At 61.4% G+C, this 22,132-nt stretch carries 20 protein-coding genes, 1 tRNA gene and 3 pseudogenes; 17 read left to right on the top strand and 7 right to left on the bottom strand.

Annotation, left to right across the window (positions count from 1 at the left end):
• Positions 1 to 47: 47 nt before the first annotated feature.
• Together EN804_RS01245 and EN804_RS37045 are read right to left on the bottom strand one after the other, a co-directional pair.
• Positions 48 to 137, bottom strand: a tRNA-Ser gene (locus EN804_RS01245).
• Positions 138 to 180: 43 nt separating this feature from the next.
• A complete protein-coding gene (locus tag EN804_RS37045; RefSeq protein ID WP_189524447.1) occupies positions 181 to 474 on the bottom strand; it encodes a hypothetical protein in 294 nt (97 codons plus the stop codon).
• On the opposite strand from EN804_RS37045, the gene EN804_RS01250 reads away from it, so the two are divergent.
• From EN804_RS01250 to EN804_RS01265, 4 genes are all read left to right on the top strand, one after another.
• Positions 405 to 1,628: a septal ring lytic transglycosylase RlpA family protein gene (locus tag EN804_RS01250; protein WP_135918526.1), complete on the top strand. Its 1,224-nt coding sequence runs from the start codon at positions 405 to 407 to the stop codon at positions 1,626 to 1,628. The two genes, EN804_RS37045 and EN804_RS01250, sit on opposite strands and share 70 nt — an antisense overlap.
• A gap of 92 nt (positions 1,629 to 1,720) precedes the next feature.
• On the top strand, positions 1,721 to 2,884 hold the full coding sequence (locus tag EN804_RS01255) for a D-alanyl-D-alanine carboxypeptidase family protein (protein ID WP_135918527.1): 1,164 nt from the start codon (positions 1,721 to 1,723) through the stop codon (positions 2,882 to 2,884).
• 81 nt (positions 2,885 to 2,965) lie between these two features.
• Positions 2,966 to 3,640 (top strand): dTMP kinase, encoded by a 675-nt coding sequence (gene tmk, locus EN804_RS01260; protein ID WP_127872398.1) that lies wholly within the window; start codon positions 2,966 to 2,968, stop codon positions 3,638 to 3,640.
• The gene (locus tag EN804_RS01265; protein WP_135918528.1) at positions 3,637 to 4,692 is read left to right on the top strand and encodes a DNA polymerase III subunit delta'; all 1,056 of its coding nucleotides are present in this window, start codon (positions 3,637 to 3,639) and stop codon (positions 4,690 to 4,692) included. Before tmk ends, EN804_RS01265 begins: the two co-directional genes overlap by 4 nt.
• Before the next feature lie 63 nt (positions 4,693 to 4,755).
• Here the strand turns inward: EN804_RS01265 and EN804_RS01270 are convergent, their stop codons facing one another.
• Positions 4,756 to 5,619, bottom strand: coding sequence for a hypothetical protein (locus EN804_RS01270; protein WP_135918529.1), 864 nt, complete (start codon positions 5,617 to 5,619; stop codon positions 4,756 to 4,758).
• Positions 5,616 to 6,662 (bottom strand): aminotransferase class I/II-fold pyridoxal phosphate-dependent enzyme, encoded by a 1,047-nt coding sequence (locus tag EN804_RS01275; protein ID WP_189524424.1) that lies wholly within the window; start codon positions 6,660 to 6,662, stop codon positions 5,616 to 5,618. Before EN804_RS01275 ends, EN804_RS01270 begins: the two co-directional genes overlap by 4 nt.
• Before the next feature lie 408 nt (positions 6,663 to 7,070).
• Here EN804_RS01275 and metG point away from each other — a divergent pair, with 408 nt between their 5' ends.
• The 3 genes from metG to EN804_RS01290 are packed head-to-tail and all read left to right on the top strand — an operon-like array spanning position 7,071 to position 10,242.
• On the top strand, positions 7,071 to 8,624 hold the full coding sequence (gene metG / locus EN804_RS01280) for a methionine--tRNA ligase (protein ID WP_135918531.1): 1,554 nt from the start codon (positions 7,071 to 7,073) through the stop codon (positions 8,622 to 8,624).
• On the top strand, positions 8,624 to 9,424 hold the full coding sequence (locus EN804_RS01285; protein ID WP_135918532.1) for a TatD family hydrolase: 801 nt from the start codon (positions 8,624 to 8,626) through the stop codon (positions 9,422 to 9,424). The genes metG and EN804_RS01285 overlap by 1 nt, the downstream gene beginning before the upstream one ends.
• The gene (locus EN804_RS01290) at positions 9,421 to 10,242 is read left to right on the top strand and encodes an MBL fold metallo-hydrolase (RefSeq protein ID WP_135917944.1); all 822 of its coding nucleotides are present in this window, start codon (positions 9,421 to 9,423) and stop codon (positions 10,240 to 10,242) included. The genes EN804_RS01285 and EN804_RS01290 overlap by 4 nt, the downstream gene beginning before the upstream one ends.
• Positions 10,243 to 10,461: 219 nt before the next feature.
• Here the strand turns inward: EN804_RS01290 and EN804_RS01295 are convergent, their stop codons facing one another.
• Positions 10,462 to 11,121, bottom strand: coding sequence for a DUF1629 domain-containing protein (locus EN804_RS01295; RefSeq protein ID WP_127872390.1), 660 nt, complete (start codon positions 11,119 to 11,121; stop codon positions 10,462 to 10,464).
• Between the two features lie 332 nt (positions 11,122 to 11,453).
• Here EN804_RS01295 and EN804_RS01300 point away from each other — a divergent pair.
• Positions 11,454 to 11,612, top strand: a pseudogene (locus EN804_RS01300) (agmatinase); the annotation flags it as partial.
• Here EN804_RS01300 and EN804_RS01305 read toward each other — a convergent pair.
• Positions 11,579 to 11,656: pseudogene (locus tag EN804_RS01305) on the bottom strand (PhnA domain-containing protein); the annotation flags it as partial. The pseudogenes EN804_RS01300 and EN804_RS01305 sit on opposite strands and share 34 nt — an antisense overlap.
• Before the next feature lie 309 nt (positions 11,657 to 11,965).
• On the opposite strand from EN804_RS01305, the gene EN804_RS01310 reads away from it, so the two are divergent.
• Both EN804_RS01310 and EN804_RS01315 read left to right on the top strand, forming a co-directional pair.
• On the top strand, positions 11,966 to 12,238 hold the full coding sequence (locus tag EN804_RS01310; RefSeq protein ID WP_127280787.1) for a helix-turn-helix transcriptional regulator: 273 nt from the start codon (positions 11,966 to 11,968) through the stop codon (positions 12,236 to 12,238).
• 137 nt (positions 12,239 to 12,375) lie between these two features.
• A pseudogene (locus EN804_RS01315) lies at positions 12,376 to 13,116 on the top strand (YoaK family protein); the annotation flags it as partial.
• Positions 13,117 to 13,192: 76 nt separating this feature from the next.
• On the opposite strand, the gene EN804_RS01320 reads toward EN804_RS01315, so the two are convergent.
• The gene (locus EN804_RS01320; RefSeq protein ID WP_135918533.1) at positions 13,193 to 13,918 is read right to left on the bottom strand and encodes a fused MFS/spermidine synthase; all 726 of its coding nucleotides are present in this window, start codon (positions 13,916 to 13,918) and stop codon (positions 13,193 to 13,195) included.
• Positions 13,919 to 14,211: 293 nt separating this feature from the next.
• Here EN804_RS01320 and EN804_RS01325 point away from each other — a divergent pair, with 293 nt between their 5' ends.
• Genes EN804_RS01325 through EN804_RS01355 form a run of 7 tightly spaced genes read left to right on the top strand, consistent with a single transcriptional unit; the run spans position 14,212 to position 21,681 of the window.
• Positions 14,212 to 14,526: a helix-turn-helix transcriptional regulator gene (locus tag EN804_RS01325; RefSeq protein WP_127872387.1), complete on the top strand. Its 315-nt coding sequence runs from the start codon at positions 14,212 to 14,214 to the stop codon at positions 14,524 to 14,526.
• Complete coding sequence (gene hyfB / locus EN804_RS01330) at positions 14,526 to 16,544, top strand: hydrogenase 4 subunit B (RefSeq protein ID WP_135918761.1); 2,019 nt, start codon at positions 14,526 to 14,528, stop codon at positions 16,542 to 16,544. Before EN804_RS01325 ends, hyfB begins: the two co-directional genes overlap by 1 nt.
• The gene (locus EN804_RS01335) at positions 16,535 to 17,491 is read left to right on the top strand and encodes an NADH-quinone oxidoreductase subunit H (protein ID WP_135918534.1); all 957 of its coding nucleotides are present in this window, start codon (positions 16,535 to 16,537) and stop codon (positions 17,489 to 17,491) included. Before hyfB ends, EN804_RS01335 begins: the two co-directional genes overlap by 10 nt.
• Positions 17,491 to 18,153: a hydrogenase-4 component E gene (locus EN804_RS01340; protein ID WP_127872386.1), complete on the top strand. Its 663-nt coding sequence runs from the start codon at positions 17,491 to 17,493 to the stop codon at positions 18,151 to 18,153. Before EN804_RS01335 ends, EN804_RS01340 begins: the two co-directional genes overlap by 1 nt.
• Positions 18,150 to 19,601 (top strand): hydrogenase 4 subunit F, encoded by a 1,452-nt coding sequence (locus EN804_RS01345; protein ID WP_135918535.1) that lies wholly within the window; start codon positions 18,150 to 18,152, stop codon positions 19,599 to 19,601. The genes EN804_RS01340 and EN804_RS01345 overlap by 4 nt, the downstream gene beginning before the upstream one ends.
• A gap of 10 nt (positions 19,602 to 19,611) precedes the next feature.
• A complete protein-coding gene (locus EN804_RS01350; protein WP_135918536.1) occupies positions 19,612 to 21,129 on the top strand; it encodes an NADH-quinone oxidoreductase subunit C in 1,518 nt (505 codons plus the stop codon).
• A gap of 12 nt (positions 21,130 to 21,141) precedes the next feature.
• Positions 21,142 to 21,681, top strand: a complete 540-nt coding sequence (locus EN804_RS01355; protein ID WP_135864840.1) for an NADH-quinone oxidoreductase subunit B family protein — start codon at positions 21,142 to 21,144, stop codon at positions 21,679 to 21,681.
• Positions 21,682 to 22,132 lie beyond the last annotated feature (451 nt).

Genomic DNA, 22,132 nt, shown 5'->3' on the forward strand with positions numbered 1-22,132 from the left:
CGAAAATCGCCCAACCCCACGGTTTCCAAGGCATTTTAGGGGTTGACTGGCGGAGGGAGTGGGATTCGAACCCACGGTGAACTTGCGCCCACGCCGGTTTTCAAGACCGGTGCCTTAAACCGCTCGGCCATCCCTCCGGTGACTGCCGGCCACTGCTCTAGTGTGCCCGGCAAAGGCCTGTCAACCGGCTTGCGTGAAGCGGCCCTTCTCCAAGCCCCAGGACAGGACAAGCAGCGTCACAATCTTGCCCGGTTCCGGCCACAATCGGTTAATACCGTGATAAACAATTCCTGCGCACAAAGGATCGGGGTCCGAGACGTCGTTGGCATTGTCGAGTGAGCGCGTGGCTCTCTGATGGTCGGACACGATGTCGTTGGTCGAGACTTTAGGGGGGGCAATCAAGAATGCAGGCTGTGACGCACCCGCGTCTTCGTCGCGTTGCCACGGTTGCGTTGCTTGCGGCGTCGGCTGCATTGCTTGCCGCTTGCGCGTCGCAGCCCGAGCCGAAGGGCATGGTCTACAAGAAGACCCGCTCCAAGGAATATTTCGCCGAGACCGAATATGGAGTGAAGGCCAGTCCGCGCGCTGCCTTCATGCGGCGCGGCGGCGGCCGCGACCAGCTCGGCAAGCCGTATCAGGTGCGCGGCAAGTGGTATTATCCCAAGGAAGAGAAGCGCTACGCCAAGGTCGGCTTGGCTTCGTGGTATGGCGACGCCTTCCATGGCCGGCTGACCGCCAACGGCGAAGTCTACGACACGGCGCAACTAACGGCGGCGCATCCGACGATGCCGCTGCCCAGCTATGCCCGAGTCACCAACCTCGAAACCGGCAGTTCGGTCATCGTGCGCGTCAATGATCGCGGCCCATACCATGAGGGCCGCATCATCGACGTCTCGGAGCGTGCCGCGCAGATGCTCGACTACGACAAGGTCGGCACCGCGAAGGTGAAGGTCGAATATGTCGGCCGCGCGCCGCTCGACGGCAATGACGACCAGTACCTGATGGCCTCCTACCATCCCGGCAACCGCATACCGGATCCATCGGATGGCTTGCCGACCGGCGTCATGGTGGCCATGAACGGACCGTCGCCGAGCCTTCCGGCGGGTGCTGCCGCCGTGCCGTTTCCAGGTCAGCTGACCGATTCCGCGACCCCGGTCCAGGCGCAGATGTCCGCGCAATCGCCGGCCTTCGGCGATCTGGCGCTGCCCGATTTCGGACCGATCGTGCCGGAACGTCCCGAGATCGGCTTGCCGCCGCAATCGCCGTTCGCCATGGCCTCGCTGTCCTATGCGGATGAACGCGTCCATCGCGCGGATGTCTTTGCCGCGCTGGACGACAGCGGCATGTCGCCCGCCGACATCCTGCCGTCCTGGAAAAAGACCGATCGCCAAGCGGCGCCGTCCAGCTCCGACTATGTCGCCGCCGGCACGTTCGACGATGCCACCGAGGCCAAACGTGTGGCCTCGGCGCTAAAGTCCTTCGGCAGAATAGAAATCCAGCGCTCCGATCTCGACGGCAATGACTGGTATGCGGTCAACCTCTATCCGGACGGCCATGGCGACCTGGACGAGTTGCTGAAGGCGGCATGGTCCCACGGCGCGCCCGACGCGCTGGTCGTGCGCGACTGATCAGAGCCGGCGTGCCGCCGGCAGTTGATCCCTCGCCGAAAAAGCCCGATAGTTTCGGCACGCCGGAGGGGCCGGCCAACGGGTCGCTTTTCATGCAATTTCGCTTGCTACAGCCTTTCGCCGGGTTTCTTCTCCTTGGCCTGCTGCTTATGCTTTCGCCGGCCCAAGCGCAGCTTTTCGAAACCAAGGCCGCACAGGCCTTCATGATCGATGCTGACACCGGCACGGTGCTGTTTTCGAAAGATGCCGACAAACCCATTCCGCCGGCCTCGATGGCCAAGCTGATGACGATGGAAGTGGTTTTCAACGCCCTCAAGTCCGGGCGCCTGAAACTCGACGATACGTTCGTGGTCAGCGAGAACGCCTGGCGCAAAGGTGGCGCGCCGTCGGGGACCTCGACGATGTTCGCCAAGCTCAAATCGGCGATCCGGCTCGAGGACCTGATCCAGGGGGTGACCGTGCAGGCCGCGAATGACGGCTGCATCGTCATCGCCGAAGGCATGGCCGGGTCGGAGGATAATTTTGCCGGAGAGATGACCGAACGCGCGCGCCAGATCGGCCTCAAGACTTCGACTTTCGTCAATTCGACCGGCCTGCCGGCCGATGGCCAGCAGACAAATGTGCGCGAACTGGCGCAGCTCGCGCTCCATCTGCGGCGCGAATACCCCGATTTCTATCGCTACTATGGCCTGAAGGATTTCACCTGGAACAAGATCTCGCAGAGAAACCGCAACCCGCTGCTGGCGATGGACATCGGCGCCGACGGCCTGGCTGTCGGCGCAAGCGAGACATCCGGCTTCGGCATCGTCGCTTCGGTCAGCCACGACGGCAAGCGGGTGATCGCTGCAATGAGCGGGCTGGCCAATGACAAGGAGCGTGCCGAAGAAGCGCGCAAACTGCTCGATTGGGGCGTTCGTTCGTTCGAGAAGACCGAGATTTTCGCCAAGGACGAGGTGGTCGGAGAGGCCCAGGTCTTTGGCGGTGCGAAATCCGGTGTGACGCTGAAGGCAAAGGGTCCGATCGACATCTTCCTGCCGATCACCAACCGCGACAAGCTGACGGCGAGAATCGTCTATACCGGGCCGGTCGCCGCTCCGGTGGAGGAGGGGCAACCGGTGGGCGCCCTGCGCGTCTGGATCGGCGACACGCTGAGCCAGGAGACACCGTTGTTCGCCGCCGAAACGATCGGCGTCGGCACGTTGCCGCAACGCGCGCTCGATGCCGTCAAGGAACTGGCTATCGGCTGGCTTCGATAACACCGACGGCATGGACGTTTTCCCGAACGCGGACTATCTAGAGCGCAACAATCCACTCGAACACGAACAAAGGCCCTCGGTTTGGCGCGCGGATTTTTCATCACCTTCGAAGGCGGCGAAGGCGCAGGCAAGTCGACACAGATCGAGCGGCTGGCCACAAAGATGCGCGCCAAGAAGTATGATGTCCTGCGCACGCGTGAACCGGGCGGCTCGCCGGGCGCCGAAGCGGTCCGGCATGTGCTGCTTTCAGGTGCTGCCGAACCGTTCGGGCCGAAGATGGAAGCGCTGCTCTTCGCCGCCGCGCGTTCCGACCATGTCGAGCAGGTCATCCGTCCGGCCGTCGAGCGCGGCTCCATCGTGCTTTGTGACCGCTTCCTGGATTCCTCGCGTGTCTATCAGGGCGTTACGGGCGGGATCGATCCGGCGTTCATGGCCATGCTGGAACAGGTCGCCATCAACGGCATGATGCCCGACATGACGCTGATCTTCGATATCGACCCGGCCGAGGGTCTGAAGCGCGCGACCTTGCGGCGCGGCAGCGATGCCGCCGCCGACCGCTTCGAAAAAGAGACGCTGGCTATCCACCAGGCCCGCCGCGAAGCGTTCCTAGCGATCGCCGCGGCAGAGCCGGAGCGCTGCATCGTCGTCGATGCGTCCGCCGATCCGGATACGGTGGAGGACGTCGTCACCGCGGCCGTGTTCGCGGCACTGGAGGCAAGGGCGCCCGAGCGCAACAGGCAGGTCGCACCGGTATGATCTTCGAACGCATCGCGCCGGAACAGCACGATACGCTGGACGGTGTGCCGGAACCCTCCGAAACGCCGCGTCTGGTCGGGCACGGGCAGGCCGCCGCCATGCTGGCCGCCGCCTATCGCGCGGGAAAGCTGCCGCATGCGCTGATCTTCGCCGGACCTGTCGGAATCGGCAAGGCGACGCTTGCCTTCCACCTTGCCCATCATCTTTTGAAGCACCCGGCCTTCGACCAGGCACCCGGCAACCTGGCGGTTCCCGATCCGGCCTCGCCGCTGTTTCGCCAGATCGCCACCGGGGCGCATCCCGGGGTGCTGCACCTGACCCGCCCCTTGAACGACAAGACCAAGAGCTTCAAGACCGTCGTCACCGTCGACGAAATCCGCAAGGTCAGCCGCTTCCTGTCGCTGACGTCGCACGACGGCAGCTACCGGGCGGTGATCGTCGATCCGGCCGACGACATGAATGCCAATGCGGCCAATGCCTTGCTGAAGAATCTCGAGGAACCACCGGCACGAACCCTGTTCATTCTCATCGTCCATGCCCCGGGCAGTCTGCTGCCGACGATCCGCTCGCGCTGCCAGGTGGTGCGGCTGACGCCGCTCGACGCCAACGAACTGATGGCGGTGCTGGAGACCGCGGAACCGCCGCCGCCGGACGATCCGGCCGCGCGAGCCGCGCTGGTCGAGCGGGCAGGGGGAAGCGCCCGCAGCGCGATCCTGCTGACGCAATATGGCGGGTTGGAGATCGCACAGACGCTCGATGGCCTGGTGGCGAAGGGAAAGAGCGATATTGGCGGCGCCTATCGCCTGGCCGAAGCCGTCGCGGGCCGAGATCAGGCGATCCAGTTCGACATCTTCAACCGCCGGGCACTGGACCTTCTGTCAGACGCGGCAAGCCAGGCGGCGCTGGCCGGCGACCTTGCGCGGGCCAAGACACTGTCGGACAGCTGGCATGAGGCGCTGGACGCCATATCGGAGACCAATACCTACAATCTCGACAAGAAGCAGCATGCCTTGACCATGATCGATCGACTGAATTCGGCGATGCGAGTGTGACGGTCATCTGGGGCGGCAATCGCCACCCGCTGGCAGCCGTTGGACCGGATCGCGGCCGGGCATTCAGATCGTCATCCGCGCTGGCTTGCTCGCGGCACCGTTGAGCGCGGCATCATATTTGGCGCGATTGGCCCAATAGATCGTGGCGAACAGCAGCGCCTGGTCGCGGAAAGGAATGTGGTCCACGGTATCGCTGGCGGCCTCGCCTTCGATCCAGTCGATATGGAAGTCGGCGGCTCCCTTCCTGTCGCCGCCATGTGCAATCTGCTGGAACCGATGCATATGTTCCTCGATGTCGGGATAGCGGTCGGCCCAGACAATCGACCATTGCCGGTTCTGCATGGTGAATTTGCGGATCCAGCGCTCGCTCAGGTCCATGTCGCCTTCGGGCTTTGAGTACATGACGTTTCGCCGCGCTTCGAGCAGCGTGTTGGTGGCGACGACTTCGTTCTCGCGCCATAGAAGCCGCATGGCCGGATCATTGAGAAACCGGTCCGCGTAAATGGGATGCGGAAACGCGCTTTCCCTCAGTCCATCGATCTTGAAATAGACCAGCAGTTCGGAAGCCACGCTCGCTTCGAGCTCGTTGCGCTCCATCTTGCCGTGGAAAGCCTCGAACCCGATGCCCGGTATGAAGGGCATGTGCGCGGCGTGCCAGATTTCATGCAGAATGTAGAGATCCTCGACGGCCGGAGCGGCATAGTCGTCCCGGCGCATCGTCAGCCCCCACCAGGTGCAGAAGTGCGCGCGTTCCAGGCGGTCGTTGGTGGTCTCGCAGGTGAAGCGCGGCAGGCGGGCGTACTGATCGACGACGTCGTGGATGTAGCCGCCCTCCAGATGCGAGGATCGGAATGCATCCGTTTTCCAGTGCGCCAGGCAGTGGGCATGGACGTCATCGCGGGTGACCAGCGGGATTAGATGCTTCATGAAACCGGTCCAGGAGGGGCCATGCCGATCCGCTCCGCCATGCCTGGCGTGAGACACAGGCGGGGCCGAGCACCGATCGCGCCAGGGGCGCGGGTAAGGTAGGAGGCCATGTCCGAATCCCCGTCCGCCCCTGCCGATGCCTGGGCAAGAATGAAGACGTCCGCCGGCACCAGAGCGAGGCCGAGAGCCTGGCCGGCATGTTCCGCAGCGCCATGTTGAACCGCGGCGTAGCGGCGCGCCATGGCGAACACGTCAAACCGCTCCATCAGCCGGATTCCCAGTTGCAGCGACGTCAGGTTCTTGAACCATTGATTGCCGAACAGGCCGAGATTCTCCGATCGGCAAAACACACCGCCTATGCGGTCGTAATAGGTGCCGAACGGTTTGGACAGGCTGATCACCACGGCACTCACGCAAGGGGCGTCGGCGAGGATCGTTTCCGGCGGTGGCTCGGCGGTTGCCCCGACATAGGTCAAATCCAAGACGACTTGGGCCGGGTTCGCGCGCCCGCTGAGCCGGCGAAGAAATGCGTTGGCTTCGGGCCATACCATTCCGTCAATGGCCGAGGGTTGGCTGAGACACAGCAGATGCTGGGGATCGATGGTGTCGGCCATATCGCGCCAGTCGTGGCGGTCATATTCCGTCACCGGAATGCCGCAAGCTTCAGCATAGGCTCTGTAGCCCTCATACTCGCCACGAAAGATTGCAAGGCGAGGGGAGAACCCATCGAGGCGCGCGCGGTTGCCGTAATCGGCAATCAGGTGAAAAAGCGGCTCGCTTGCACCCGCGGTCGGATAGCTGAATGGAAAGTCAGCCGTGTTCAACGGCGCCATCGGCTTCGCCCAACCGAGCCAGGTGTCGAAGAACCGTTTGTGCAGCGCGTTCTGCTTTCCGGTCCAGGCATGGCGAAACTGATCGAGATAGGCCGCACGGACCGGATCAGGGCCATTTCCGGTATTGTTGCCGAGCAATTCGGCCTTTACCGCCTCGATCTCGGGGGTGACGAGGGCGTAGACGGTTTTGCTCGCGCCGGCCTGGCGCAAGCGCAGATCGAGATTCGGTCGCGGATCATATTGTGTGGTCGTGGCCATGCAGGTCTGCCTTTGCCCGTCACGACCCTAAGGGAACGTGGCCGGGCTTTGCAACGGCTTGCCGCTGGACCATGGTGATGAATGCGCAGGTCAGGCAGGCGGTCTGGACTTGGCATGAGGCCTTGGACGTTATATTTGAGACCGACACCCCGCAATCTCGACAAGAAGCAGCACGTCCTGACCATGACCGACCGCCTGAATTCTGCAATGCGAATGTGACGGCCTTTTTTGGTGCATGCCGTTGCCCCCGAAACCGGGGCGACTTTTGGGCGGCATGCATTGGTCTCGGGATGGCAATCGCCATTCCGATGCGATATCCACCGCCACGGCTCCCATTCAGACATTCATGACGGTTCATTCATGTCACGCGACACATTCTACATCACGACCGCGATTTCCTATCCTAACGGCAAGCCGCATATCGGCCATGCCTACGAGTTGATCGCCACGGACGCGCTTGCCCGCTTCCAGCGGCTTGACGGCAAGCAGGTCTTCTTCCTCACCGGCACCGACGAGCACGGCATCAAGATGCTGCAGACGGCCAAGCGCGAAGGCATTTCGGCGCGCGAACTGGCCGACCGCAACTCGGCTGAGTTCAAGCGCATGGCGACCGCGCTCAACGCCTCTAACGACGATTTCATCCGCACCACCGAGGAGCGGCATTACGCGGCTTCGCAGGCGATCTGGAAGGCGATGGCCGCCAATGGCGACGTCTACAAAGGCGGCTATGCCGGCTGGTACTCGGTGCGCGACGAAGCCTATTACGGCGAGGAGGAGACCGAGGTCCGTCCCGACAATGTCCGCTACGGGCCGCAGGGAACGCCGGTCGAATGGGTCGAGGAAGAGAGCTACTTCTTCCGGCTGTCGGCCTATCAGGACAAGCTCATTGCGCTTTACGAAGGCCAGCCCGACTTCATTGGCCCGGCCGAGCGACGCAACGAGGTGATGAGCTTCGTCAAGTCGGGACTGAAGGACCTGTCGATCTCGCGCACCACATTCGACTGGGGCGTGCCGGTACCTGGCGACGAAAAGCATGTCATGTATGTGTGGGTCGACGCGCTGACCAACTACATCACCGGCGTCGGCTATCCCGATGAAAAGGCTGATAATTGGCGTTTTTGGCCGGCTGATGCGCACATCATCGGCAAGGACATTGTGCGCTTCCACGCGGTTTATTGGCCGGCCTTTTTGATGTCGGCCGGCATTCCGCTGCCGAAGCGTGTCTTCGGCCACGGCTTCCTGTTCAACCGCGGCGAGAAGATGTCGAAATCGGTCGGCAACGTCATCGACCCGTTCACCATGGTCGACCATTACGGCCTCGACCAGGTGCGCTACTTCTTCCTGCGCGAAGTGCCGTTCGGGCAGGACGGCAGCTACAGCCATGAAGCGATCGTCAACCGCACCAATGCGGATCTGGCCAATGGTCTCGGCAATCTGGCGCAGCGCTCGCTGTCGATGATCGCCAAGAATTGCGGCGGCGTGGTGCCGAAGCGCGGCGATATGGCGGAAGCCGACAAGGTGATCCTGGATCAGGCGATCGACGCCCTCGTCACCGCGCGCAAGGCAATGGCTGAGCAAGGCATCCATCTGGCACTGGCGGCGATCTTCGGCGTGGTTGCGGAAGCGGACCGGTATTTCGCCGGGCAGGAACCCTGGGCGCTCAAGAAAACCAATCCGGAGCGCATGGAAACGGTGCTGTGGACGACGGCCGAAGTGGTCCGGCGCGTGGCGGTTCTATGCCAGCCCTTCATTCCGGGCTCGGCCGGCAAGCTGCTCGACCTCCTGGCGGTGCCGGCGGACAGCCGCGATTTCGTGCATGTCCACGCCGACCATGCGCTTGTGTCCGGCACGCAGCTGCCTGCGCCGGAGGGCGTGTTTCCGCGCTATGTCGAACAGACGGACGCGAACGCCTGATGCTCGTCGACAGCCATTGTCATCTGGACTTTCCGGACTTTGCCGAGGAGCGGGCGGCCATTGTCGCCCGCGCCAAGGCGGCCGGTGTCGGCCGCATGGTGACGATCTCCACGCGCGTGAAGCGGTTTCAGCAAATCCTTGAGATCGCGGAGACTTTCGACGAAGTCTATTGCTCTGTCGGTACCCATCCGCACAATGCCGCCGAGGAGCTCGACGTCACCACGGCCGACCTTGTCCGCCTGTCTGCTCACCCGAAGGTGGTGGCGATCGGTGAAGCGGGGCTCGATTTTTTCTACGACAAGGCACCTCGCGAGGCGCAGGCGCAGGGTTTTCGCGCTCATATCGCCGCAGCCCGCGAGACCGGGCTGCCTCTCGTCATCCACTCGCGCGATGCCGACGACGACATGGCCGCCATTCTCGAGGACGAGACGGGGAAGGGCGCCTTCCCGTTCATCCTGCATTGTTTTTCGTCGGGACGGCGGCTCGCCGAATTTGGCGTGTCGTTAGGCGGCTATGTGTCGTTCTCGGGCATTCTGACTTTCAAGAATTCAGCCGAATTGCGCGCCATCGCCGCCGATGTGCCGCATGACCGGCTGCTGGTCGAGACGGACGCGCCATACCTGGCGCCGGTACCGTTTCGCGGCAAGCGCAATGAGCCGGCCTATGTCGCGCAGACCGCCAAGGTGCTGGCTGAAACAATCGGCGTCAGCGAGGCTGAAATCGCAGCGTTGACGACCGACAACTTCTTTCGGCTGTTTGGAAAAATGCCACGCCCGGACCAGCGGGCGCCCGAGGCATGAGCGACCGGCTGCGCCTGACCATTCTCGGCTGTGGATCGTCGCCAGGCACGCCACGCATCACCGGCGACTGGGGCAATTGCGACCCCACCAATCCCAGGAACCGGCGCATGCGCACGGCCGCGCTTGTCGAGCGCATTGCCGCCGATGGCGGCCGCACCACGGTCGTCATCGACACCGGGCCGGATTTCCGCGAGCAGATGCTGATGGCTTCAGTCAGGCGCATCGATGGCGTGATCTACACGCATCCGCACGCCGACCACATCCACGGCATCGACGATTTGCGCGGCTATGTGCTGGAACAACGGCATCGCATCGCCATCCATGCCGACGAGCCGACCATGCTGCGGCTGCGCGAGGCGTTCGGCTATTGCTTCGAGACGCCGCCAGGCAGTTCCTATCCGCCGATCGTCGACGCCCACATCATCGACCATGCCAGGCCGGTTGTGATCGAAGGAGAGGGGGGTGCCCTCACCTTCGAGCCGCTGCCCCAGATCCATGGCGACATCATTTCGCTGGGTTTCCGCATCGGCGGGCTCGCCTACTGTCCCGATATCAGCGATTTTCCCGATGCCACCGTCGAGCGGCTGCGCGGCCTCGATGTGCTGATTATCGACGCGCTGCAATACCATACCCATCCCAGCCATCTGTCGCTTAGCCAGGCACTTACCTGGATCGAAAAGCTGGCGCCCAGAAATGCCGTGCTGACGCACATGCATGTGCCGCTAGATTACGCCACGGTGATGACCGAGACTCCCGACCACGTGGTGCCGGCCTATGATGGCATGGTGATCGAAATTCCTTACGAGTCAAAGCGATAGAGAAAGCTGCTCAGTCGGCTTTTCCAGTCGCCGTTCGAACGTTGGGCGATGGGTTCGAGGTCGTGAAGTGCCGCTAGAGTGCCGTCCACGATGGTTGCCCGCCAAGGGCCGAAACCGCAGCAATTCCGGGGTTACGCCCCGTACGCTAGTTCCATAATCTATCTTATGCGACTTTTGTCGCAACGTGAAAGCGTCTCGAATCCATCTCGCAGCCCTGCCTTACAGACCTGCCTTCCGACGCAGACCGGCCCAAAAACTTCTGAGCGAATTCGCGGATGAGACAGGTGCACGCTCCACGCCGCGGTATTCGATCCTGTCGCGACCGACCGTTTCGTCATTCCAGACCAACTCAAAGGCGATGCCTTTGAGCCCGAGTTCTCCGATCTGACGCACGATGGTGTCTTGCAGATAGATATCGGATACTCGCACGCCATCGGCACGCTCCGGCAATTTGAATATCTCGGCCCCGCCGATAGCCTCCGCCCGAAGGACGAGGTTTTCGATCGTCATGATGCCGCCATCGTCAAAGCGGACGATTCTTGAACGCTCTTCGTCCAGCGCATCGACCACAGTGGTGACGTTGAAGAGCCATATGGGCTCGTCACCACGAAGCGACAGGAATTCGCCATACCGTTCGAGAATCGGCCGTAGCGACTTCAACGCCGTGGCCCTCAGAATGAGCACATGCTCGCCAAGCCAGGGAAAATCCGAATATAACCGGGGTGTTCCGTCTTCTTGCTCGTGCAGGAATTTCATCCGGGGCGAACGCCATCGCTTCTGGCTCCGGCCGCCGAGGGTCGCGAATAGCCGGTAGTCGTCGGTTTGTTCGGGAAGAACCCATTCCTGCCCCTCCACTACACTCGGAACATAGATCTTCACCCGACCTCCCGACCCTCGCACGCTTCCAGGCAGTGAAGCCCCCCTAACGCTGCGCACAGCGGCCTCGCAGCGGATTTTCGAGCACGCCGCCGATACCGACGCGTCGATCGAGACTATACATCCGTTTTGCGGACCGCCCGCACCCAACATATCACTGTAGATGACGCGGCGGTGCCGCGCGATGCTCTGTTCCTGTATCCGGGTCGGATCAGCGCACCTCCGCCGGTCGCAGGATGCGATGGATCTGGATGCGCTCGATGGAATCCGGCATACAAAGCAACTACCTGCCCCAATCCGTTCATCACGCGTCGGCGGGACTGAAGGCCATCAGAATGACCACTCGATCTTCCTTTCTAGGCTTGCCCGATCGCCTCGCCGATGGCACGGTGCCCCGCGCAGTGATCTTCGGTGCTGGTCACGGCAGCACCTATCCCGGCAAAGACAGCAGCGGTCACGCCTTGACCTTGAGATCCTTGATGAGCGTCACGGAATCTCCGTCACTCAGAGGTGTGCCGTTGCTGTCTTTGACCTTCATGGTTTCACTTCCTGCCTTTGTGCATTCAGCCCGTTGAGGAGATCGGCGAGTTCCTCGGCATCGGGTCGGTTCATTCCAACGATGGTCCGACTCCCCATCTCGGCGGGCCGCCCGGTCCGAGCATCATTGACGGCCCAGGTGCCAGTCGGCTCCTGAAAAGGTTCGTAACGATGAGTCATTGGCACAGGATAGTCGCCAAGGCTCTTCCTGCCAAGATCAAATCATTATTTTTTCGCCCTGTATTGATGTTTTATGCATCAATGATACGATAGAGGATATCATTTCTCATACCAAGACGATGATTCCTCGATGATCACGGCTTCCCAGCTTCGCGCCGCTCGCGCCCTTCTCAACATCGACCAGAAAACCCTGGCGGAAATGGCAGGCGTCTCGCTGCCAACGATCCAACGAATGGAGGCCAGCCAAGGGAATGTGCGAGGCGTTGTCGACAGTTTGATGAAAGTGATCAACGCGCTGAACCGCGCCGGCGTTGAACTTCTCAGCGAACATATGCGCAGCGACGATGGTGGTCGTGGCGTGAGGTTCCGGCATCCGGACACGCTATTGGGCAAGCCGAACTAGACCATACAAAGTGGACCTCCGGCGCCCGCGCAATCACCGTCTTTCGTCTCCTTTTCCTTCCAGAAACACCCAATGAGCCTCTCCCTGCACGTCAACTTGTGGTTCCGCTTTTCCACACGGAAAGGCAGGGTTCGCCCATGATCCTCTATCTGCGTCGGCTTGCCGGGAAGGAACGGAGCGACAGGACCGATCGACATCTCGCCCGTTTCCTGACCTTTGTCGCGGGGGCGGCCAATGCTGGAGGATTTCTGGCGGTCCAGCAGTATACGTCCCATATGTCAGGCATCGTTTCGTTGATGGCTGATCACTTGGCACTCGGCAACGTCGAGCTCGCGCTTTCCGGATTCGGAGCCTTGCTGTCGTTTGTCTCTGGCGCGGCCTGTTCAGCGATGCTGATCAATTGGGGGCGACGGCAGCATCTGCAGAGCGAATATGCGTTTCCGCTTGTCCTGGAAGCGATCTTGCTGATCTGTTTCGGCCTTCTCGGCGGCCATCTCGCGCGTCATGAAGCGCTTTTTGTACCAATGACGGTGATGCTGCTTTGCTTCATCATGGGGTTGCAGAACGCCATCATTACAAAGCTATCGGAAGCCAGAATCCGGACGACGCATATCACTGGCCTGGTGACGGACATGGGCATCGAACTCGGCAAGCTGCTTTATTGGAACATCTCAAGAAGTGACTCGGACGAGCTGTTCGTGAAGGCAGATCGAAGAAAGCTGAGACTGCTTGCATCGCTTGTCGCATTGTTCTTTGTCGGCGGTGTCATCGGCGCTGTGGGTTTCAAGCACATTGGCTTTGCAGCGACGCTGTTTCTCGCAGCCATTCTCCTCGTGCTGGCCTCCATGCCAGTCCTGGAAGATATCTCCGTTCGCATGAAGCAACTCTGGCAGTAGCTCAGCGGAGTTTTTGCACCTGCCCGGTCACACCCCAAGGATTACGCTGTCTGTTGCGCTAGCGCCAAGGCCTGAACACCAATTGGCTGAGGTCATTTGCGATCTCGTCGGCTCCGACCGTTGGCGGTATCAACAATATTGGCTGGACGAGGTCCCGCACCTTACCCGCCATGACGAGCGCGTTGCGATCCGGAATACCGCGCGTGTCGAGCAGTCTCACGTTCTCCCATATATTACTGAGTTTGGCAGCAACACGATCCGGCATGATGTCAAGGTCGTGTCGAGCATGAACGTTCCCGATCAGAATACCGGACGAGCTGAGACGCGTCTGCGCCAAGCCGAAGAATGTCTCGGCACACAAGTGGTCTGGAATGCGCCTCCCGGAATATGCGTCCAGAACAATCGCATCGTAGCGATGACGGCCGGCGCGCAGAAAATCCCGCCCGTCGGAGATGCAACAGCGAACTCCATGGGGTAGTCCAAAATATTTCTGGGCGATCTGGAAAGCCTTCGGGTTGATGTCGACGATCGTGACACGCACGCCAACCCTATCCAGCATCGTCCCCAGGCTGCCGCCGCCACAACCGATCATCAAGACATCGGACGCCTGCGCTTGCGCGAGGAGGCCAAAGATCGCGTGGATGTAGGGCACGACGCTGACGCCATTCGGATCGCACTCACTTTGATAGCAGCCACCTTGGCGATAAATGAACGAACCGGAGTCCTTGGCCCGCAGAACCTCGATGTTGCCGAAATCGGTATGATATTTCGCAACCCGGATCATGCCTTGTCACCACAGCTGAGTTCCTAAGTCCGCTGTACCGCCGGTTTCACGAACTTTCTTTCTGTCAGCACTCACGCGGAGCCCAGGGATTCCTCCCTCATCGCAGCAGGCTCCGCTTCCAGTTGCAGGGCAACCAATCGGCGAGGCTCAGCGCCTCCCAACTCGTATCTCCCAGTTTTCTACAACTTCGAGACAGATGCGTCACGCATCATTATTTGAATGCGCCGCATTTTAATATATGCTGCAGCGCTTAGAGATAATACGTCAAAGCTGATCGAAAAGGGGATGCGACCGTGATAACTGCTCCACAGTTGCGTGCCGCGAGGGCGCTCCTTGGCATCGACCAGCGCAGGCTTGCCGAATTATCAGGCCTTTCGGTGCCGACAATCCAACGTATGGAAGCCAGTGAGTCGATTATCCGAGGCAACGTCGATTCCCTCATGAAGCTGATTGGGGCTCTTGACCTTGCCGGCGTGGAATTGATTGCTGAAGGCGCCTCCAGCCAAATCGGTGGGCGCGGCGTGCGACTGAAAGCAGATTTTGATCCCGCCAAAATTCTGGGCGGGATCGATACGGACGCCAAACTCCCCGTGAGGAGCGTGGCGTGATTTCGAGCGCCGCGGTCCTCCTGTGGGGCGTTGCTGCGCTCTTGGGGACCGCGGTGCTTGCGGTTTCGGAAAGCCGTAGATCTGGCTCGGGAACACGCCTGATCTACGGCTTGACGCTGGGCATATCGGCGGCCGTGCTCCTGGTTCTCGCGAGCCGCATCGCCAATGATCCCGTCACCCCGTCGACTGCCGCGCTGCCTCTTGGGTTGCCATGGATTGGCGCTCATTTCCGCTTGGATGCGCTCTCGACTTTCTTCCTTGCCGTCGTCAATTTCGGCGGCGCCATGGCCAGTCTTTACGGCCTCGGCTACGGCAGGCACGAGTCCGCGCCGCATCGCGTGCTGCCGTTCTTCCCGGCCTTCCTTGCCGCAATGAACCTTGTCGTGATGGCAGACGACGCCTTCACCTTTCTGCTGTCCTGGGAATTCATGTCGCTCGCCTCCTGGGCGCTCGTCATGGCGCACCATCGCGAACAGGACAATGCGCGGGCGGGCTACATCTATCTCGTGATGGCGAGTTTCGGAACGCTCGCACTGCTGCTTGCGTTCGGTCTCCTGTCAGGCCCTGGCGGGAACTACACGTTCGACGCGATGCGTGCCGCCTCCCCCACCCCGCTCGCCACCGCTTTCGTCCTGGCTCTTATGCTGCTGGGCGCAGGCTCCAAGGCAGGCCTCGTACCGCTGCACGTTTGGCTGCCACTCGCTCACCCGGCCGCGCCGAGCCACGTCTCGGCTCTGATGAGCGGCGTCATGACCAAGGTCGCCGTCTATGGCTTCATACGCGTTATTTTCGACCTCCTCGGCGAGCCGGCATGGTGGTCAGGCGTTGTTGTGCTTTTCCTCGGCGGCCTGACGGCGGTTCTCGGCATCCTCTACGCGCTGATGGAAAAGGACCTGAAGCGGCTGCTTGCCTATAGCACCATTGAAAATGTCGGCGTCATCTTCGTGAGCCTTGGCCTTGCGCTAGCATTCAGGGCGAATGCCATGCCATCGGCCGCGGCGCTGGCGCTCACCGCCGCGCTGTTCCACGTCCTCAACCATTCCTTCTTCAAGAGCCTGCTGTTTTTTGGCGCGGGCGCCGTGCTGACGGCAACCGGTGAGCGTGACATGGAGAAGCTGGGCGGCCTCATCCATCGCATGCCCCTTACAAGTTTTGCCTTTCTCGTCGGCTGCGTCGCGATCTCGGCTCTTCCACCCTTCAACGGGTTCGTCTCCGAATGGCTAGCCTTCCAGGCCATATTGCAGAGCCCCGACCTGCCACAATGGGGACTGAAGGTCATGGTGCCCGCCGTCGGTGGTCTGCTGGCACTCTCGGCGGCGCTGGCCGCGGCCTGCTTCGTGAAGGCGTTCGGGATCACATTCCTCGGCAGGCCGCGCTCGGCCGCGGTGGAACCGGCGCACGAGGTCGACCGCTACTCGCTGACTGCAATGTTCAGCCTCGCGGCCCTGTGTCTGCTTGCCGGCATCGTTCCAGGTCTTGTAATAGACGGCCTATCATCGGTGACTCTCCCGCTGATTGGCAGCCGGATGCCCGTGCAAATGGCGCAGCCCTGGCTGTCGATCGTGCCGATTGCGACAAGCCGCAGTTCCTACAACGGATTGCTGGTGTTTCTGTTCATCGCGTTTTCAGCATCCGCAGCAGCATATGCCATCCACCGTTTCGCGTCGCATGCAATCCGTCGGGGTCCTGCCTGGGGTTGTGGCTTCGCGGATGTGACCCCAAGCTCGCAATACACGGCCGTCAGCTTCGCACAGCCTATCCGCCGCGTCTTCGGCACGTTCGCTTTCCGTGCGAGGGAAACCGTCGAAATGCCGCCCCCCGGCCAAACCGGTCCGGCTCGCCTGGATGTCGAAATGCATGATGTGATCTGGGAGACGCTGTATCTGCCCATCGGCAAGGCCCTCGACTTTGCGACCGACCACCTAAACCATCTCCAGTTCCTGACGATCAGGCGCTACCTGACCCTCGTCTTTCTCTTTCTCGTTGTCTTGCTCCTGGTGCTCGCACTATGGCCCTGATCCTTGAGTTGGCCGTTCAGGGCGCACAGATGATCCTGGTGCTTTTACTGGCGCCACTCCTGACTGGCTTCGTGCGCAAGGTGAAGGCGAGACTTCTGCGGCGCCAGGGTCCCTCTCTCGTCCAGCCCTATCGCGACCTCCTACGGCTCATGCGCAAGGAGGTCGTCCTGGCGGATAACGCCTCCTGGCTGTTTCGCGTGACGCCCTATCTGATCTTCGCCACGACCTGGGTCGCGGCTGCGCTCATCCCGACATTCGCTACCGGGCTCACCTTCAGTTGGACTGCGGATCTCATAGCCATCGTTGCACTGCTTGGGAGCGCTCGGTTCTTCCTGGCGCTGGCGGGGATGGACGTCGGCACCAGCTTTGGCGGCATAGGTTCGAGCCGCGAGGTCATGATCGCTTCCCTGGCCGAGCCCGCAATGCTTCTGATCGTGTTCAGCCTGGCGCTTGTTGCCGGAGCGACGCAGCTGTCCACGGTCGCCGCCTTCATGGGCTCGCCGCAAGTTGGGCTGCGGGTATCGCTCGGGATGTCCCTCATCGCCCTGGTGATGGTGGCGGTCGCCGAAAACGCCCGCATACCAGTGGACAACCCATCGACCCATCTGGAACTCACCATGGTTCACGAGGCGATGGTGCTGGAATATTCAGGTCGCCATCTGGCGATGATCGAGTTCGCGGCCTTCCTCAAGCTCCTGCTCTATATGTCGCTGATTTGCTGCGTCTTCCTACCTTGGGGACAGGCGACCGCCGAGGCAGGACCGGAATCCCTTGCTCCAGGTGTCGTTGCCTATATCGGCAAGCTTGCAGTCTGCGGCATTCTGCTCGCCGTGTTTGAGACTGCCATCGCCAAGATGCGCGTCTTCCGCGTCCCGGATTTTTTGGGCGCCGCACTCATGCTGGCGCTGCTCGGCACGCTCCTGCTGTTCGTCTCGCGGACTCTGTGATGAACGGTCTCACCTTCGACATCGCTCATTTGCTCGCCGGCGGCCTGGTGCTGGTCAGCTTCATGATGCTCTATCAGGATCGCCTTTTCGCGCTGATCAACGTCTTTGCGCTGCATGCCGTCGTGCTTGCGCTGTCGGTAGCCTGGCAGGCATACATTCAGGACGCCCATCATCTCTACGTCACCGCGGCGATCGCTCTCGTTTTCAAGGCGATCGTCATTCCCGTCGGGCTTCATCGCATCATCCAGCGGCTCGGTATCCATCGCGACATCGAGACAGCCGTCGGGATCGGTCCGACGATGCTTGCGGGAATAGGCCTGGTGGCCCTGTCCATGGTGTTGATGCTACGCGTCACGCCCGAAGCTGACCCCCTCGCCCGCGAGGACCTGGCCTTCGCGCTGTCCATCATACTGCTGGGCCTTCTGGTGATGGTCACCCGCCGGAATGCCGTGAGCCAGGTTGTCGGATTCATGTCGCTCGAGAACGGTCTGGTCCTTGCCGCCACGGGGGCAAAGGGCATGCCGCTGGTCGTCGAGATAAGTGTCGCCTTCTCGATCCTGATCGCCTTCATCGTCATCGGGGTTTTCCTGTTCCGTATACGCGAACGGTTCGACTCGGTGGATGTCGGCGCGCTCGACGATTACAGGGGAGAACACCGTTGACCGCGTTATCCCTCGATGCGGTGGCTGCCGTTTTGCTGATACCGGCCAGCGCGGCCGCACTTCTGGCGTCGCTGCCGAACTACCGGATATCGGCGGGCCTCAATGTCGGCGCGAGCTTGCTGACCTTGCTCGCCGCGGTGTCGCTCTTCGTCACGGATCGGCCGCTGCCGGGCCAATACCTGCTCGTCGACGATCTCAATATCGTCTTCATCGTGCTCAACGCATTCGTCGGTTTCACGACGAGCGTCTTCAGCGCCTCCTACATTGCGCACGAGCTCGAGACAGGGCGGCTGACCGTACCAAACTTGCGATTTTATCACGCGATGTACCAGATCATGATGTTCGGCATGAACCTGGCGTTCGTGTCGAACAATATCGGCCTGATGTGGGTGGCGGTGGAGCTTGCCACACTGACCACCGTGCTCATGGTCGGGATCTACCGCACGCACGAAGCGCTGGAAGCCGCCTGGAAATATTTCATTCTGGGAAGCGTCGGCATCGCGCTTGCGTTGTTCGGTACCATCCTCGTCTATATGGCCGCGCAGCCGGTTGTCGGCGAGGGCACGAATGCCATGGTCTGGACGGTGCTCATCGAGCATGCGGCGCGCTTCGACCCGGCCTTGCTGAATGTCGCCTTCGTTTTCCTGCTGCTCGGCTACGGCACGAAGGTTGGCCTTGCGCCCTTGCATGCCTGGCTGCCCGATGCGCACGCGGAAGGCCCGACGCCGATTTCCGCGGTGCTGTCAGGCCTGCTGTTGAACGTCGCGCTCTATGCCGTGCTGCGCTTCAAGCTGCTGCTTGCGGCTAGCCCCGAAGCGATCGCGCCTGGGCCATTGATGATCACGATGGGGCTGACGTCGCTTGTTTTCGCGGCCTTCATGCTCTACCGCCGCCGCGACATCAAACGTCTGTTCGCGTACTCTTCGATCGAGCACATGGGCATCATCGTGTTCGCTTTCGGCATGGGTGGCCCGCTCGCCAATTTTGCCGGTCTGCTGCACATGGTCATGCACAGCCTGACCAAGTCGGCGATCTTTTTTACGGTAGGCCACATTGCCCAGGTCAAGGGAACACAGAACATAGCTGAGATCCGGGGGCTGACAGAGACGCATCCGGGGCTTGGCTGGGCGCTCGTCATCGGGGTTGTTGCCATTGCCGGCCTTCCTCCGCTCGGCATCTTCATGAGCGAATTCCTGGTCGTGAGTTCGACATTTGCCAGACACCCCCTCCTGGCGATGCCGTTGGTGTTCGGGATTCTGCTCGCTTTCGGAGCCCTGCTGCTTCGACTGACTGGCGTCGCTTTCGGCGAACCGCGCGGCAGCACCGCACCCTCCGAGGCTTCCTACATTCCGATGTATTCCCACTTGGCGCTGGTGTTTGCCGCCGGCATCTACCTGCCGCCATCGCTGGTCACATGGTTCCAGCATGTCGCAAGTATCCTGGGATGAGAAAAGAGCCATGCCCGAGCTGATCGATCTCATACTTGATGGCCGACGTGTAAAAAAACATTTCCCTTGGCCACGCGCCGTGGTGACCCCCCAAATATGGGGCTTTGCTATTGAAAAGCTGGTCGTGGGTCACTGGAGCTTGCTCGGTCTTTGGGGTGAGCCAAGCGTCGTCCACATGGCGCTTCTTGATGACAACGCCGGGGACATCGGCGTTGTCAGCCTGAAATGCCCGGACGGCCGCTACCCGTCGGTCGGGCGGCTGCATCCGCCGGCATTGCGTCTCGAACGTGCGGCCGCTGACCTGTTCGGCCTCTTGCCACAAGGCGCGCCTGATACGCGACCGTGGCTCGATCATGGCCATTGGGGTGTCAACTATCCATTGAATACCCGCGTCCGGACGTCTGCTGCAACGGCGTGCCCGTACCCTTTCCTGTCAGCCGAGGGGGAAAGCCTGCATCAGATCCCGGTCGGGCCCGTGCATGCCGGCATCATCGAGCCAGGGCATTTTCGATTTACAGCGAGCGGCGAAACGGTCGTCCGGCTGGAGGAGCGCCTCGGATACACGCACAAGGGCATAGAAGGCTTGATGGCGGGGTCCGATATCGACCGTGCAGCCAAACTGGCGGGCAGAACCTCTGGCGACAGCACCGTGGCGTATTCACTGGCTTTTGCCCGCGCGGTCGAAGCGGCGCTGGGTGTCGAGGTTCCCTCACGAGCGATCTGGCTGCGAGCGCTGATGGCCGAGCTGGAGCGTCTGGCCAACCATCTGGGCGACATCGGCGCCATCTGCAATGACGCCGCCTTCGCCCTCATGCATGCCCACTGCGGAGTGCTGCGTGAGCGCGTGTTGCGGGCTAGCGATAATGCCTTCGGCCATCGTTTGATGCGCGACCGGATCGTACCGGGAGGGGTGGCAAGCATCCTGAGCGATGAGGGGGCGACAGCGATCGGGTCTCTGATCGTAGAGATCAGGCGGCGGTTTCCCGCACTGGTCGAACTCTACGACAACACGGCGTCGCTCCAGGATCGGACAGTCGCAACTGGCCGGCTGAAGGTGGAGCTTGCTCGACAATATCGTGCCGGAGGGTATGTCGGCCGAGCCTCCGGCCGGGACTTCGATGCCCGCCGCAATGTCGCCTATCCACCCTATGACAAGCTCGCCTTCGATGTGCCTCTCCTCCAGGAGGGCGATGTGAACGCCCGTGTCTGGATTCGCATTCACGAGGTTGAGCAGAGCTTATCCCTGATCGAGCAAATCCTGGCACAACTGCCAGATGGGCCGATCCGTGTCGACTTTGCGCAGACAGGCGGGCCGCATGAAGGCATGGCGCTTGTCGAAGGTTTCCGGGGCGACATTCTGGCCTGGCTGCGCATCGGCAAGGGCGGCTTGGTGGAGCGCTGTCACCTGCGTGATCCGTCGTGGTTTCAATGGCCGCTTCTTGAGGCTGCGATCGAGGGAAACATCGTCGCCGACTTCCCGCTGTGCAACAAATCGTTCAACTGCTCCTATTCCGGCCACGATCTCTGAAGGCACGTCGTCATGCGCAAGCTTCTCTTCGAAAGCCTGATACGCCCCCCTCTCACCGAGCGTCCACCGGTGGCACGCGACTCGGCAGTCGAGGAATTGGCGCGTGCCCTCAACGGGTCCGCTCGCAAAAGGCTGGGGAGAAGCCTGGCCATTCGGGCTGTCGACGCCGGTTCCTGCAACGGTTGCGAACTCGAGATGCATGCGCTCAACAACGCTTTCTACGACATCGAGCGTTTTGGGATCCGGTTCGTCGCATCGCCGCGCCATGCCGATGTGCTGCTCGTCACGGGTCCGGTCACAAAAAACATGCGCGAGGCATTGAAGCGGACATACGACGCAACTCCTAATCCCAAATGGGTGGTCGCGCTCGGAGATTGCGCCAAGAACGGCGGCTGTTTCGCCGGCGGCTATGCCGTGATGCGCGGAGTGTCGGAGGCTCTGCCCGTCGACCTGCATATTCCAGGCTGCCCACCGCCGCCCATCGAAATTCTGAAAGGCCTGCTCGCCTTGCTTGAGGGAGTGAGTTCAAAGGCTGGCGTTGCTCGAAGTTGACTATCGATGTGGAGGGCTCTTCCGCCACAAAATGGCATCCCGACTAACCAGGTTTCGATGTGAAAACGGAGCCTTGAACGATCGCAGCGTGAAGCAGAAGCAGGGCAAACTGGTCGACGGGCTGCCGCAGATTGCAAGGGAGCAGGCCGAGATCAGGAAGTGATGAGCGCGCTGGACTGCGTCAGCCAAGCGGGCAGGAACCATCACCCGACGGGCAGCTAGCTTCCGGTGTTCCTCACGGAACCGATGCCCTCCGCCGTGAACTGTCGGCGAAATAGCCGCGGCAGGCTTGAGTGCAACGCTCAGGCGTCCTAGTGGGCCTTACGAGTTGGCCGATCATCTGAAATGACAGTCGGAAGGCGCGCATGGTCAGACAGTGTCCATCTGATGGCGCAGCAGCCCCGCAACCTAACGCTGGACCCGTTCAGCATCATGTCAGACAGTGTATATC

The sequence above is a fragment of the Mesorhizobium sp. M8A.F.Ca.ET.161.01.1.1 genome, assembly GCF_004792105.1.
Classification (GTDB): Bacteria; Pseudomonadota; Alphaproteobacteria; order Rhizobiales; family Rhizobiaceae; genus Mesorhizobium.

Excerpts from the sequence above, each read along its gene's own strand:
- EN804_RS37045 (WP_189524447.1), bottom strand. The coding sequence starts at position 474 with ATGCAGCCGACGCCGCAAGCAACGCAACCGTGGCAACGCGACGAAGAC.
- EN804_RS01255 (WP_135918527.1), top strand. The coding sequence starts at position 1,721 with ATGCAATTTCGCTTGCTACAGCCTTTCGCCGGGTTTCTTCTCCTTGGC.
- EN804_RS01290 (WP_135917944.1), top strand. The coding sequence starts at position 9,421 with ATGAGCGACCGGCTGCGCCTGACCATTCTCGGCTGTGGATCGTCGCCA.
- EN804_RS01320 (WP_135918533.1), bottom strand. The coding sequence starts at position 13,918 with ATGATCCGGGTTGCGAAATATCATACCGATTTCGGCAACATCGAGGTT.
- metG (WP_135918531.1), top strand. The coding sequence starts at position 7,071 with ATGTCACGCGACACATTCTACATCACGACCGCGATTTCCTATCCTAAC.
- EN804_RS01355 (WP_135864840.1), top strand. The coding sequence starts at position 21,142 with ATGCGCAAGCTTCTCTTCGAAAGCCTGATACGCCCCCCTCTCACCGAG.
- EN804_RS01335 (WP_135918534.1), top strand. The coding sequence starts at position 16,535 with ATGGCCCTGATCCTTGAGTTGGCCGTTCAGGGCGCACAGATGATCCTG.
- EN804_RS01285 (WP_135918532.1), top strand. The coding sequence starts at position 8,624 with ATGCTCGTCGACAGCCATTGTCATCTGGACTTTCCGGACTTTGCCGAG.
- EN804_RS01250 (WP_135918526.1), top strand. The coding sequence starts at position 405 with ATGCAGGCTGTGACGCACCCGCGTCTTCGTCGCGTTGCCACGGTTGCG.
- EN804_RS01310 (WP_127280787.1), top strand. The coding sequence starts at position 11,966 with ATGATCACGGCTTCCCAGCTTCGCGCCGCTCGCGCCCTTCTCAACATC.
- EN804_RS01270 (WP_135918529.1), bottom strand. The coding sequence starts at position 5,619 with ATGAAGCATCTAATCCCGCTGGTCACCCGCGATGACGTCCATGCCCAC.
- EN804_RS01350 (WP_135918536.1), top strand. The coding sequence starts at position 19,612 with ATGCCCGAGCTGATCGATCTCATACTTGATGGCCGACGTGTAAAAAAA.
- EN804_RS01340 (WP_127872386.1), top strand. The coding sequence starts at position 17,491 with ATGAACGGTCTCACCTTCGACATCGCTCATTTGCTCGCCGGCGGCCTG.
- EN804_RS01265 (WP_135918528.1), top strand. The coding sequence starts at position 3,637 with ATGATCTTCGAACGCATCGCGCCGGAACAGCACGATACGCTGGACGGT.